General features: G+C 71.8%; 10 protein-coding genes. 1 reads left to right on the top strand and 9 read right to left on the bottom strand.

From position 1 onward, the window contains the following. Positions 1–204: 204 nt before the first annotated feature. From IEZ04_RS11715 to IEZ04_RS11690, 6 genes are all read right to left on the bottom strand, one after another. Positions 205–1,893, bottom strand: a complete 1,689-nt coding sequence (locus IEZ04_RS11715) for a beta-N-acetylhexosaminidase (protein ID WP_189216733.1) — start codon at positions 1,891–1,893, stop codon at positions 205–207. Between the two features lie 4 nt (positions 1,894–1,897). Beyond that, positions 1,898–2,683 (bottom strand): carbohydrate ABC transporter permease, encoded by a 786-nt coding sequence (locus IEZ04_RS11710; RefSeq protein ID WP_189217121.1) that lies wholly within the window; start codon positions 2,681–2,683, stop codon positions 1,898–1,900. 110 nt (positions 2,684–2,793) lie between these two features. After that, positions 2,794–3,795, bottom strand: a complete 1,002-nt coding sequence (locus IEZ04_RS11705) for a carbohydrate ABC transporter permease (protein WP_189216732.1) — start codon at positions 3,793–3,795, stop codon at positions 2,794–2,796. A gap of 5 nt (positions 3,796–3,800) precedes the next feature. Further along, positions 3,801–5,135, bottom strand: a complete 1,335-nt coding sequence (locus tag IEZ04_RS11700) for an extracellular solute-binding protein (protein WP_189216731.1) — start codon at positions 5,133–5,135, stop codon at positions 3,801–3,803. 271 nt (positions 5,136–5,406) lie between these two features. Beyond that, on the bottom strand, positions 5,407–5,709 hold the full coding sequence (locus tag IEZ04_RS11695) for a DUF3039 domain-containing protein (RefSeq protein WP_189216730.1): 303 nt from the start codon (positions 5,707–5,709) through the stop codon (positions 5,407–5,409). Positions 5,710–5,738: 29 nt separating this feature from the next. Beyond that, a complete protein-coding gene (locus tag IEZ04_RS11690) occupies positions 5,739–6,311 on the bottom strand; it encodes a YqgE/AlgH family protein (protein WP_189216729.1) in 573 nt (190 codons plus the stop codon). Between the two features lie 288 nt (positions 6,312–6,599). Here IEZ04_RS11690 and murA point away from each other — a divergent pair, with 288 nt between their 5' ends. After that, positions 6,600–7,946 (top strand): UDP-N-acetylglucosamine 1-carboxyvinyltransferase, encoded by a 1,347-nt coding sequence (murA, locus tag IEZ04_RS11685; RefSeq protein ID WP_189216728.1) that lies wholly within the window; start codon positions 6,600–6,602, stop codon positions 7,944–7,946. Between the two features lie 109 nt (positions 7,947–8,055). On the opposite strand, the gene IEZ04_RS11680 is transcribed toward murA, so the two are convergent. The 3 genes from IEZ04_RS11680 to IEZ04_RS11670 form a co-directional block, all read right to left on the bottom strand. Further along, a complete protein-coding gene (locus IEZ04_RS11680) occupies positions 8,056–8,337 on the bottom strand; it encodes an HU family DNA-binding protein (protein WP_189216727.1) in 282 nt (93 codons plus the stop codon). 972 nt (positions 8,338–9,309) lie between these two features. After that, positions 9,310–10,731, bottom strand: a complete 1,422-nt coding sequence (locus tag IEZ04_RS11675; RefSeq protein WP_189216726.1) for an NAD-dependent malic enzyme — start codon at positions 10,729–10,731, stop codon at positions 9,310–9,312. Positions 10,732–11,172: 441 nt separating this feature from the next. Continuing rightward, positions 11,173–13,503 (bottom strand): HelD family protein, encoded by a 2,331-nt coding sequence (locus IEZ04_RS11670; protein WP_189216725.1) that lies wholly within the window; start codon positions 13,501–13,503, stop codon positions 11,173–11,175. Positions 13,504–13,590: the final 87 nt, after the last annotated feature.

Here is a 13,590-nt window from a genome sequence, read left to right as displayed (position 1 = left end):
CCCGTGACTTCGGATTGGCACTCTACGGTGATCTTTGAGCGTCCGTTCCCTTGCGGGCCGGTGAATTCCCGGATCACGGGCGGCCGCCGGACGCGCGTCCGGGGCGTCGGGCGCACGTCCGGGTCGTCGGGCGCACGTCCGGGTCGTCGGGCGCACGTCCGGGCCGGACGGGCGTACATGCGGGTTGTACGCCCGGACGTCAGCTCACGGGGCGGGCGGCGGCCCTTCGATCGGGCGACCGGGCACACCGGGGCGCCGCTGCCAGGGCCGGGGTCCCGTGGGCGGCCGGTAGGCCACTCCGAGGGCGTCGAGCCGCCGGTAGTGGACCGCCATCCGCCGCTCGAAGTCCGTGAAGTCCCGGTCGGCGGGGGCCGGCAGCGCGCTCCACGCGACCTCGGCGAAGGCCGCGAGCCGCGGGTACGTCTGGTAGTCCACGCGCGCGGCGTCCTCCATCACCTCGGTCCACACGTTGGCCTGCGCGCCGAGGACGTGCCGCGCCTCCTCGGGGGTCAACTCGGGCGGTACCGGCTCGAAGCGGTAGACGTCCTCCAGGGTGCGCACATAGCCGATGGGCACCGGTTCGTCCGGGCCCGCGTCCTGCCGGTGGTCGAGGTAGACCTCCTGCTCCGGGCACATGACGACGTCGTGGCCCGCGCGGGCCGCCGCGATCCCGCCGCCGTGCCCGCGCCAGGAGGACACCGCGGCGCCCGGCGCCAGGCCGCCCTCCAGGATCTCGTCCCAGCCGATCAGGCGGCGCCCGCGCGCGGCCAGCCAGGTGTCGAAGTGCCGGACGAACCACGACTGCAGCTCGTCCTCGTCCGCGAGCCCGAGCTCCCGTATGCGCGCCTGGGCGGCCGGTGAGCGCCGCCACTGGTCCTTGGGGCACTCGTCGCCGCCGATGTGGACGAACTCCGAGAACGCGGCGGCGTCCGCCGGGAACAGGTCCAGGAGTTCCTCGAACACCCCCTCGTAGAAACGGAGGGTGTTGTCGGTGGGGGCGAGTACGTTGTGGGAGATGCCCCAGGTGTCCCAGACGGTGAGGGAGGTCGTGTCGATGACGTCGGTGTTGCCGAGTTCCGGGTACGCGGCGATGGCCGCCTGCGAGTGTCCCGGGATGTCGATCTCGGGCACGACGCTGATATGCCGCTCGGCGGCGTAGGCGACGATCTCCCGGATGTCGTCCTGGGTGTAGTGACCCCCGTGCGGTTTCTCCTCCCACAGGGGTGAGGCACGGTGGCCGAATTTCGTGCGCGGGCGCCACGAGGCGATCTCCGTGAGCTTCGGGTAACGCTCGATCTCCACACGCCAGCCCTGGTCGTCCGACAAGTGGAAGTGGAGGACGTTGAGTTTGTGCGCGGCCATCAGGTCGAGTTGGCGGAACACCCCCTCCTTGGGCGTGAAGTGCCGCGCGACGTCGAGCATCATGCCGCGCCAGCGGAAGCGCGGGGCGTCCTCGACGGTGCCGGCGGGCACGCGCCAGGCGCGCCGCGCGGTGACCGGCGCCCGCCGGAAGGCGTCGGGGCCGAGGAGCTGGCGGAGCGTCTGGGCGCCGCGGAACACGCCTGCCGCGCTCGCCCCTTCGACCGTCAGGCTCCGGGCGTCGGCGTGCAGGCGGTACGCCTCCGGGCCGCCCGTCCTCTCGGCGAGCCCCGGCACGATCCGCAGCAGCAGAGGGCTCGGGCCGTCGCCGTCGCGGTGCGGCGGCAGCGGCAGTCCCGTCGCGGCGCCGACGGCCGTGCGCAGCCAGCGCGCGACGCCCTCGGTGCCGGATTCCGCCCGGATGCCGGTCGTGTCGTCGAGCACGAAGGCCTCGTCCGCTCCGGATGTCCCGGATGCTGCGGACGGTGCGGACGTCATGCGGCGCGGGGCCGGTATCAGCGCGATTTCTGTCATGTCCTCAGTCCTTCACCGCTCCGCCGAGACCGGAGACCAGTCGTCGCTGTACGAGTACGAAGAACACCAGCACCGGAATCGTCATCACCGTGGACGCCGCCATCACTCCGCCCCAGTCGGGATCGTCCGGCTTGTAGAAGACGAGCAGGGCCATCGGCAGGGTCGACTGGGAGGTGTCGCTGATGATGAACGACTTGGCGAACAGGAAGTCGTTCCAGGCCGAGATGAAGGAGAACACGCTGGTGGCGACCAGCCCCGGGAAGACCAGCGGGAAAAGGATCTGCCACAGGAATCGCGCGCGGCTCGCGCCGTCGAGGTACGCCGCCTCCTCCAGCGCCTCGGGAACGGCCCGCACGAATCCCCGCAGCATCCAGATCGCGAACGGCAGCGAGAAGGCGATGTGCGGCAGGATCAGCGCGCCCAGGGTGTTGAGCTGGCCGGCGTCCCGCAGCAGGAAGAAGAGGGGGATCGCCAGCGCCTCCACGGGCACCATCTGCGCCACCAGAAACATGATCAACAAGGTGGTGCGGAAACGGAAGCGGAATCGGGTCACCGCGGTCGCCGCGAGGAACGCGATGACCGCGGAGACGATCACCACGGTGCCCGCCACGACGAGGCTGTTGAGGAAGTAACGGCCGAATTCCTGCTGCCCGAAGACACGGCGGAAGGAATCCAGCGTCGGCGACAGCGTCCACGGCCGCGGTTCGGACGACTCGATCTCCCCGGCCGGTTTGAACGCGCTGAGCACCATCCAGTACAGCGGGAACGCCACCACGACGGCGATGACCAGCGCGGACGCCTCCGCGGCGAGCCGCCAAGGACGCCGTACGAAACGCCTTCCGGAACTCGCCCCGGAACTGGCCCCGGAACGTCGTCCGGAATCACGGACAAGTGCCGTGCTCACAGTTCCTCCCCCTGTCTGCGCAGCAGCCGCAAATAGCCGAGCGTGATCGCCAGCAGAATCAGCAGCATCACCACGCCGATCGCCGAACCGAGGCTGTACTCGGAGGACGCGAACGCCTTTTGGTAGGCGTACACGTTGAGCACGAGGTTCTGCCCGGCGATGCCGCCGCCGTTCGTCATGACGTAGATCTGCGTGAAGACCTTGAAGTCCCAGATGACGGACTGGATGGTGACCACGACGAGGATGGGCCGGAGCATCGGCGCGAGCACCGAGCGCCAGATCCGCCACTGCGAGGCGCCGTCCAGCGCGGCGGCCTCCAGCACCTCGTTCGGTACGGCGCGGATGCCGGCGTACACCGTCACCATGACGAACGGGAAGGAGCACCAGACAACTTCGAGCAGGACGAGGGCGAAGGCGCTGAACCGCCCGTACGTCCACGAGTGGTCGCCGAGCCCCAGCACCCGGTTGACCGGCCCGAAGTCGGGGTCAAAGAGCAGCAGCCACACCGTCGAGCCGGTGATCGCGGGGGTCGCCCACGCGCCGAGCGCGGCCAGCATCAGGGCGAGCCGCGGCAGGGCCCGTATCCGGGTGAGCAGGACGGCGAGCGCGCAGCCGACGGCCAGCGTGCTCACCACACAGGCCGCCGCGAACAGGACCGTCGCCAGCAGCACCGGCCAGAACTCCGCGTCCCCGAACAGTTCCGCGTAGTTGCCGAAGCCCCGGAAGGTGGTCGGTTCACCACCGCTGACCTGGGCCTGGGTGTACTCCAGGAAGGAGATCAGACCGAGCTGGTAGATGGGATAGACGAGCAGTCCGGCGAGGACGACGAGGGCGGGCGCGAGATAGAGCCACGGCGTCCAGCCGCCGCGTCCGCGCGACGGCGCACCGTCCGCACCGCCGCGGGGGCGCCCGGCACGCCGCGCCACCGGCGTCACCGGGCCGGCGGCGGGCGGCACGGTGGCCGCCGGCGGGGTCACCGTCGTGGTGCGGTTCTCCATCGGGCTCACTCCGCGGAGCGGAACGCGTCGTCCATCTTCCGCGCCGCGTCCGAGGAGGCGGCCGGGACGTCCTTCTTGCCGGAGACCACCTCCTGGAACATCGTCGGCAGGACGAGGGAGGCGTCGATCCGGGCCCAGGCCGGCGAGGCGGGGACGAACCGGGCGCCCGCGTCGAGCGTCTTCACGAACGGCTCGACGAACGGCTCCCGCTCGGCGGCGTCCGCGCGGACGTCGGTGAACGTCGGCAGGAAGCCCATGGCGTCGAAGAGTTCGCGCTGCGTCTCCTTCGACGCGAGCCGCTTCATCAGGTCGACGGCGAGCGTGCGGTGCGCGGTGCTCTTCAGCACGCCGATGTTGTTGCCGCCCGCGAAGGCCGGGGCGATCTCGCCCTCCTTCACCCCGGGCAGCGGCACGACCGCGTACTTGCCCTTCACCGCGCCGGCCTCGATGGCCGCGTGACTGAAGTCGCCGCCGATCGCCATGCCCGCCTTGCCGGCCGCGAACGCGGTCACCGTGTCGTTGCCGCCCATGCCCGCGCACTTGGCGGCGGGACAGTTGTCGTCGCCGAAGAGGGAGGTGTACGCCTCGATGCCCTTCCGCGCGGCCGGGCCGTCCAGGGCGGAGGTGAACGATCCGCCCTCCTCCTCGGCGAGTTCGCCGCCGTGGGCCCAGAGGAACGGCAGCGCGCCGTAGGTGTAGGCGCCGCCGACGGCGAGGCCGTACAGGTCCGGCTCGGCCGCCCGTATCGCGCGGGCCGTCTCGATCAGTTCGCCCTGCGTCCCCGGGACGTCGAGGCCCAGGTCCTCGAAGACGTCCGTGCGGTAGTACAGGGCGCGGACGCCGACGAAGAGGGGGGCGCCGTAGACGCGGCCGTCGACGGTCACGGACTGCCGGGCCGTCCCGTCCGCGTCCTTCGCCTCGCTCCAGCCGTCGAACTGCTCGGTGACGTCGAGGAGTCCGCCGTCCTTCACATAGCCGGCGGTGTCCGTGTTGCCGTACTCGATGACGTCCGGGGCGCTCTCCGGGTCGTTGAAGGCCGCCTTGATGCGCTGCGCGCGGGTCTCGACCGGGATGTACTCGACGGCGACGTCCACGCCGTCGTGCTCCTTCTCGAAGGCGGCGACCGCGTCGTCGACGACCTTTTCCTTCGGCTCGTTGCCGACCTCCTGGAAGAGCCAGACGCGCAGGGTGCCGGACTTCTCGTCCTTCCCCGAGGAGGAGGTGCCGGAGGTCTGCGGGGCGCAGGCGGTGGCGGTGATCCCCGCGAGGACGAGGGCCGCGAGGGGAGCGGTCAGGCGTGCCCTCAGGCGGGCCCGGACAGTGAGGACGGCAGGCTTCATTCAGCTCTCCTCCGAGCGTTGCAGCATACGCAATGGCGGTTTTGCTCTGCACAACTTGGGAGGAGGCTAGGGACGACCGGAACGTACCCACAAGAGGTCTCGACCAATCTGTGACCCGTCGGCTCCGGCTCCGGCTCCGGCTCCGGCTCCGGCTCCGGCTCCGGCTCCGGCTCCGGCTCCGGCTCCGGGCACAGCGAAGCCGCGGTCCCCGCTCAGCAGGGCCGCGGCCGTGTCCTTCGTCCGGTTCGGGCGCCGTGGCGGCGCGGCGGCGTTACTTCTTGCCGCCGCCGTTGCCGCCGTTGCCGCCCTTGCCGCCGTCGCCCCCGGCACTCATGGACTCGTAGATCTCCTTGCACATGGGGCACACCGGGTACTTCTTCGGGTCGCGGCCCGGGACCCACACCTTGCCGCAGAGGGCCACGACGGGCGTACCGTCGAGGGCGCTGGCCATGATCTTGTCCTTCTGGACATAGTGGGCGAAGCGCTCGTGGTCACCGTCGCCGTGCGACACCTGCGGTGTCGGCTCCACGAGGGTTCCCGTACCGGTACCGCGCTCGGGCTCGAGAGTGCTCATAGCGCCAAGGGTACTGAAGCCCGCGCAGATCAGTTGAGCGTAGGGTCGTCCGGGTACGTCGCCACCATCGCGAGTTCGCTGCGCTGGCGGCGGAGCACCTCGCGCCACAGCCGCTCGGGTGCCGGCGAGGAGACGTCCCCCGGCTCCGACTCCACCACGTACCAGGCGCCCTCCGTGAGCTCGTCCTGGAGCTGACCCGGCCCCCAGCCCGCGTAACCGGCGAAGATCCGCAGCGAGCCCAGCGCCGAGGCGAGCAGTTCCGGCGGGGCCTCCAGGTCGACCAGCCCGATCGCCCCGTGCACGCGCCGCCAGCCCAGCGGCGCCCGCTCGACGGACGCCCCGCCCGGGATCACCGCGACACCGAGCGCCGAGTCGAGCTGGACCGGTCCGCCCTGGAAGACGACGCCGGGCTCGCCCGCCAGCTCCGCCCAGCCCTCAAGGATGTCGCCGACGCCCACCGGGGTCGGCCGGTTGAGGACGACGCCGAGCGAGCCCTTCTCGTCGTGGTCGAGGAGGAGCACCACCGCGCGGTCGAAATTGGGGTCCGCCAGAGCGGGCGTGGCCACGAGCAGCCGCCCTGTCAGCGAGGACACCTCGGTCATGCCTGACATGATCCCGCATCTTCCCCGTGCGTGGGGAGCCAATGCGCGGGGAGCCAATCACCGTACCCACGGGTAGGCGGAGCGGGACGCGCGGGCCGTGACGAAGGGTGTCCGGCGGGGAACGGTTCGTGTTGTGGCGAAACCATGACGTACGTCGTACCTGCGCGGGCTTACTTGACAGGTGCGGGAGGCCATTACGCTTGCTCTTCGGCTCACGCCGCTTCGGCCCGCCCCACGGGCCGTTCGGGTGCCGACACCCCCTGCCCGACCCCACGGAACGCGAGATCCATGACCGTCAACGGCTCTGACGACGTACTGCTTGTCCACGGCGGAACCCCGCTGGAGGGCGAGATCCGGGTCCGCGGTGCGAAGAACCTCGTACCCAAGGCAATGGTCGCCGCGCTGCTCGGGAGCGCTCCGAGCCGACTGCGCAACGTCCCCGAGATCCGGGACGTGCGCGTCGTACGCGGCCTGCTGCAGCTGCACGGGGTGACGGTCCGCCCGGGTGAGGAACCGGGCGAACTGGTGCTCGACCCGACCCACGTGGAGAGCGCCAACGTCGCCGACATCGACGCCCACGCCGGTTCCTCCCGCATCCCGATCCTCTTCTGCGGCCCTCTGCTGCACCGTCTCGGCCACGCCTTCATCCCGGGTCTCGGCGGCTGCGACATCGGCGGCCGGCCCATCGACTTCCACTTCGACGTGCTGCGGCAGTTCGGCGCGAAGATCGACAAGCGGGCGGACGGCCAGTACCTGGAGGCCCCGCAGCGGCTGCGCGGCACCAAGATCCGACTGCCGTACCCGTCGGTCGGCGCGACCGAGCAGGTGCTGCTGACGGCGGTGCTCGCGGAGGGCGTCACCGAGCTGTCGAACGCCGCGGTGGAGCCCGAGATCGAGGACCTCATCTGCGTCCTGCAGAAGATGGGCGCCATCATCGCGATGGACACCGACCGCACCATCCGCATCACGGGCGTCGACAGCCTCGGCGGGTACAACCACCAGGCGATCCCGGACCGCCTGGAGGCCGCCTCCTGGGCGTCCGCCGCGCTGGCGACCGAGGGCAACATCTATGTGCGCGGCGCCCAGCAGCGCTCGATGATGACCTTCCTGAACACCTACCGGAAGGTCGGCGGCGCCTTCGACATCGACGACGAGGGCATCCGCTTCTGGCACCCCGGCGGCCAGCTGAAGTCCATCGCGCTGGAGACGGACGTCCACCCCGGCTTCCAGACCGACTGGCAGCAGCCGCTGGTGGTGGCGCTCACGCAGGCCACGGGCCTGTCGATCATCCACGAGACGGTGTACGAGTCCCGGCTCGGCTTCACCTCGGCGCTCAACCAGATGGGCGCCCACATCCAGCTGTACCGCGAGTGCCTGGGCGGTTCCGACTGCCGCTTCGGCCAGCGCAACTTCCTGCACTCCGCGGTCGTCTCCGGGCCGACCCGGCTCCAGGGCGCCGACCTGGTCATCCCCGACCTGCGCGGCGGCTTCTCGTACCTGATCGCGGCGCTCGCGGCGCAGGGCACGTCCCGGGTCCACGGCATCGACCTGATCAACCGGGGCTACGAGAACTTCATGGAGAAGCTCGTGGAGCTGGGCGCGAAGGTGGAGCTGCCGGGCAAGGCCCTGGGCTGAGCCCTGTCGCCCACGACGAGGGGGCGGCCACCCGGTCCGGGTGGCCGCCCCCTCTGGCGTCACTGCGCCCCGTACGCCCCGCGACGGCGGCGGCGTACGCACGGCAAGGTCACTTGCCCTTGGCGGCTTCCTTGAGCTTGGAGCCCGCGGAGACCTTCACGCTGTAGCCGGCCGGGATCTCGATCGGGTCGCCGGTCTGCGGGTTGCGCGCGGTGCGAGCGGCACGGTGGGTGCGCTCGAAGGTGAGGAAGCCGGGGATGGTGACCTTCTCGTCGCCCTTGGCGACGATCTCGCCGACGGTCTCGGCGAACGCGGCCAGCACGGCGTCGGCGTCCTTGCGGGTCACCTCGGCACGGTCGGCCAGCGCGGCCACCAGCTCACTGCGGTTCATGTTGTTACTCCCGTGTTCTTCTTGCCGTTGAGGCGTGCCACGCGGCGGAGCCGCATGTCGGGCACGGCGAAGCCGATGCTGTCAGGGCCCTCGGTGAGGTCCCGGCCCCGGGTCCGTCGTCAGACCCTTGCGCCCAGGGAGGCATCCTGCCCCTACCTGCGGCGGGAAAGCCAATCCGGCACCCGGGGGAGTCACACGAACACCCAAGGGAGTCACACGAAAAGCGCCACGCGCACGCAACGGTGACGCTGCGCTCGCGGAGGGTGCGCAGTCGTATGTCCTGACAGATACGATCCGGCCGCCACACTAGAGGACGCCGGACCCCCGAACTCGCCACGACGCGCCGATGAGCCGCCCCGCCGTGGCCACCGTCACACCTCGAAGCCCCTGGTGCGAGGGCCTCTGGGGCCGGTGTCCCCGGCCCCGCGCGCCTAATGCGCCCCGCTGCCCCGTACACCGCTTTCCGGCCACGCGACACCCCACAAGCCCGCGACTGGTGCCAGGGCGTCGGCAGGGCGCGAGCACACGGGCGGCGCGCCCGGCTCAGGCCGCCCGGCGCGGGGCGGATCCGAAGCGCCGGGCAGAGCGCGGCACGGGCCGCCGTGCGACCAGGGTCCTGTGGCGCCCGCTCAGCCGGACAACCGACCACCCGACACGGAACCACCACACGCCACCCGGCACGGGACGAACCCGAACCACCGGGCCCTGCCCGGGTACGGGCCGCCCCGCACGGCCGGAGTCCCATGGCGCCCGCTCAGCCGGACAACCGACCACCCGACACGGAACCACCACACGCCACCCGGCACGGGACGGACCCGAACCGCCGGGCCCTGCCCGGGTACGGGCCGCCCCGCACGGCCGGAGTCCCATAAGCGTCCGCTCAGCCGGACAACCGGCCCCGCGGCGCGCCGTGGCCCCGGGCGCGCCGGGTCCGGGGACGGTTCCCCGGGCTCAGCGCGGCCCGGAACCCGCTCAGCTCGACGCAGTCGCCCCCGCGGACTTGGCCGCGTCGCGGACCGCGCCGGCCACGGCGCCCGCGACCTTGTCGTTGAAGACGCTGGGGATGATGTAGTTCGGGTTGAGCTCGTCCTCCGTCACCACGTCCGCGAGGGCCGCCGCCGCGGCCAGCATCATGTCCGTGTTGACCGTGCGGGACTGGGCGTCCAGCAGGCCGCGGAAGACGCCCGGGAAGACCAGCACGTTGTTGATCTGGTTCGGGAAGTCGGAGCGGCCCGTGGCCACGACCGCCGCCGTCTGGCGGGCGACCGTGGGGTCGACCTCCGGGTCGGGGTTCGCCAGCGCGAACACGATCGCCCCGTCGGCCATGGCCGCCACGTCGTCGCCGTCGAGCACGTTCGGGGCCGAGACGCCGATGAAGACGTCGGCGCCGCGCACGGCCTCCTTCAGCGTGCCGGTGAGGTTCTCCGGGTTGGTGTTGTCGGCGATCCAGCGCAGCGGCGAGTCCGGCGTGAGGTCCACCAGGTCCTCGCGGCCCGCGTGCACCACACCGCGGATGTCGGCGACGACCGCGTTCTTCACCCCGGCGGCGAGCAGCAGCTTCAGGATCGCCGTGCCCGCGGCGCCCGCGCCGGACATCACCACGCGGATGTTCTCGATCGCCTTGCCGGTGCAGCGCAGGGCGTTGGTGAGGGCGGCGAGGACGACGATGGCCGTGCCGTGCTGGTCGTCGTGGAAGACCGGGATGTCCAGGGCCTCGCGCAGCCGGGCCTCGATCTCGAAGCAGCGGGGCGCGGAGATGTCCTCCAGGTTGATGCCCGCGAAGCCGGGGGCGATCGCCTTGACGATCTCCACGATCGCGTCGGTGTCCTGGGTGTCCAGGCAGATCGGCCAGGCGTCGATGCCGGCGAACCGCTTGAAGAGCGCCGCCTTGCCCTCCATCACGGGGAGGGCGGCCTTCGGGCCGATGTTGCCCAGGCCCAGCACCGCCGAGCCGTCCGTCACGACCGCGACGGAGTTGCGCTTGATGGTCAGGCGGCGCGCGTCCTCGGGGTTCTCCGCGATCGCCATGCACACCCGGGCCACGCCCGGCGTGTAGACCATGGACAGGTCGTCACGGTTGCGGATGGGATGCTTCGACGCCATCTCGATCTTGCCGCCGAGGTGCATCAGGAACGTACGGTCGGACACCTTGCCGAGCGTCACGCCCTCGATGCCGCGCAGCTGCTCGACGATCTCGTCGGCGTGCGCGGTCGAGCTGGCGGCGATGGTGACGTCGATACGGAGCTTCTCGTGACCGGAGGCCGTGACGTCGAGGCCGGTCACCGAGCCTCCGGAGGACTCCACCGCGGTGGTGAGCTGCGATACGGCCGTTCCGCTCGCAGGCACTTCCAGCCGGATGGTCATCGAGTAGGAGACGCTGGGCGCCGTTGCCATGGCCGACTTCCTCTGCTTTCACCGTGTCTTGCTGTGTCGCGCCGGGCGCGATCGTGCCGTCCGATCGTCGCACCTACCGCCGAGTACGCGGTAGCCGCCCCGGATTGCGAACGTTTTGTTCGTGTCGCTCCGTGTCGTACGGACGCGCCCGGCACCCTTCCGGGTTCCGGCAGCGTACCGGCGTCGGCGGGCCGAATCCCCGGCGGGAGCGGGATGAACCTCCGGGACGGGAATTGCCTTGCGGGGATCGTTTGTTACCTTGGATGTGGCACCGGCCCGATCCAAGCCCCCGGGCCCAACCTTCGTCGCTACGAGCGACCACTTGCCGCGAGGCGAGCATGGCGGGTCGGTGTCACTCAAACGGAAGAGGCGGGGCCCCGCACCGGCTGGTGCGGGGCCCCGCCTCTTCGGTGTCTCCCTCAGTCGCGCGGAGCAGGCCGATCAGTCGCGGAGCAGGTCCGGCACCCCTGCCGCGTCCGGCTCGTCCCGCTCGCCCGAGACCACGGTGAGCTGCTGGGTCGCCCGGGTCAGCGCCACGTACAGCACGCGCAGCCCCGCCGGGGACTCGTCGGCGATCTCCGCGGGCGAGACGACGACCGTGGCGTCGTACTCCAGGCCCTTGGCCTCCAGGCTGCCGAGCGCCACCACGCGGTCGCCGAGCCCGGCGAGCCAGCGGGCGGCCTCCTCGCGCCGGTCCATGGCGACGACGACGCCGACCGTGCCGTCGACGAGGTCCAGCAGCCGCGCGGCCTCCCGCCGGACCGTACGGCCGAGCGCGCCCTTGCCGCGGTCCTCGCCGCGGCCGTCGCCGTCACCCGTCGTCACGAACCGTGGCCGTACGCCCGTGGAGCGCACCGCCGACGGGGGTTCGGAACCGGGCATCGCCAGCGCCAGCACCTTGGCCGCCAGCTCGGCGATCTCGGAGGGGTTGCGGTAGTTGACGGTGAGGGTGAAGCGGCGGCGGGGGCGGGTGCCGAGGGCCTCCTCGCGGGCCTCGGCCGCCTCGTCGGGGTCGGACCAGGAGGACTGGGCGGGGTCGCCGACCACGGTCCAGGTGGCGTGCCGGCCGCGGCGGCCCACCATCCGCCACTGCATGGGGGTGAGGTCCTGGGCCTCGTCGACGATGACGTGCGCGTACTCGGTGCGCTCCCGGGCCAGGCGCTCGGCGCGCTCCCGCTGCGACTCCTCGCGGACCGGCATCAGCTCGTCCAGGCCGGTGAGCTGGTCGAGGGGGTCCAGCTCGCGCTTCTTCCGCGGGCGGGCGGGCAGGCCGAGGATCGCGTGGAGCTCGTCGAGCAGGGCCACGTCGTGCACGGTGAGCCCGTCCCGCCGCAGCGACCGCGCGACCCTGCGGACCTCCCCGGGGTTCAGGGTGCGCCGGGCCCAGCGGCCCAGCCGCTTCTCGTCGGCCATGGCGGTGAGGACCTCGCGCGGGGTGAGCTCGGGCCACCAGGCGTCGAGGAACGCCGTGAAGTCGTCCTCGCCCGTCACGTCCTCGTCGAAGGAGGAGCGCAGTTCGGCGGCCAGCTCCGGGTCGGAGTGGCGGCCGGCCGCGCCGGAGCGGGCCCACAGGGCGTCCAGGAGCAGCTTGCGGGCGCGCGGGCGCAGCAGGTTGACGGGGGCTGTTCCGGAGAGCGCGGTCTGCCGGATCCGGTCCAGTTCGCCGGCCTCCAGCTCCAGCCGGCGGCCCATGGCGACGACCCGCAGCCGGGACGGCGAATCGGTTCGCTCCAGTGCTCCGCGGGCGGCCTTGCGCAGCACCTTCAGCATGCGGGAGGAGCCCTTGACGCGGGCCGCCGCCGGGGAGTCGTACAGCGTGGCCTCCATGCCGTCGGCCAGGGAGCCGAGGGCGCGGATGGCGACCTGCCCCTCCTCGCCCAGCGACGGCAGGACGCCCTCGGTGTACGCGACGAGCAGCGGGGTCGGGGAGACGACGAGGATGCCGCCCGCGTACCGGCGGCGGTCCTGGTAGAGCAGGTAGGCGGCGCGGTGCAGGGCGACGGCGGTCTTGCCGGTGCCGGGGCCGCCCTCCACGTACGTCACCGAGGCGGCGGGCGCCCGGATGACCATGTCCTGCTCGGCCTGGATGGAGGAGACGATGTCCCGCATGGAGTGGCTGCGGGCCCGGCCGAGCGCGGCCATCAGGGCGCCGTCGCCGACCACGGCCAGCTCGTGCCCGTCCAGGGAGGCCGTCAGCTCGGGGCGCATCAGGTCGTCCTCGACGCCGAGCACCCGGCGGCCTTTGGAGCGGATGACGCGGCGGCGGACCACCCGGCCCGGGGCGACGGGGGTGGAGCGGTAGAAGGGGGCGGCCGCCGGTGCCCGCCAGTCGATGACCAGCGGCGCGTAGTCCTCGTCCAGGACGCCCATGCGCCCGATGTGCAGGGTCTCGGCGATGTCGGCGGTGGCGTCGTCGCGTACGGCGCCCTCCGCGGGCTCCACCGCGGTGTACGCGCCGTCCGGGCCCTTCTCGCCGTCCTTGCCGAGCAGCAGGTCGATGCGGCCGAAGAGGAAGTCCTCGTACTCGTTGTTCAGCCGGTTGAGGTGGATGCCCGCCCGGTACACCTGGGCGTCCCGCTCGGCGAGGGCGCCGGGCGTGCCGACCTGGCCGCGCTTGACGGCGTCGTCCATCAGGAACTCCGCCTCGTGGATCTTCTCCTCGAGGCGGTGGTACACCCGGTCCAGGTGTTCCTGTTCGATGCCGATCTCCCGCTCACGAACCGAATCGTGAGCCGGGCCGACCGCGGCCTCCTGCTGAACCTGAGCGGCCACCGGGCCCCCTTCTGACGTGCTGGGCAGCCGTCAACCGTACGCGAAGGGAGCCCCGGGAGGCTACGCGTCCTCCCGGGGCGTGTTCAC

It is taken from the genome of Streptomyces ruber (assembly GCF_014648075.1).
Classification (GTDB): Bacteria; Actinomycetota; Actinomycetes; order Streptomycetales; family Streptomycetaceae; genus Streptomyces; species Streptomyces ruber.
Note: the sequence above shows the minus strand (reverse complement) of the source record. Positions and strands in the feature narration are given on the sequence as shown.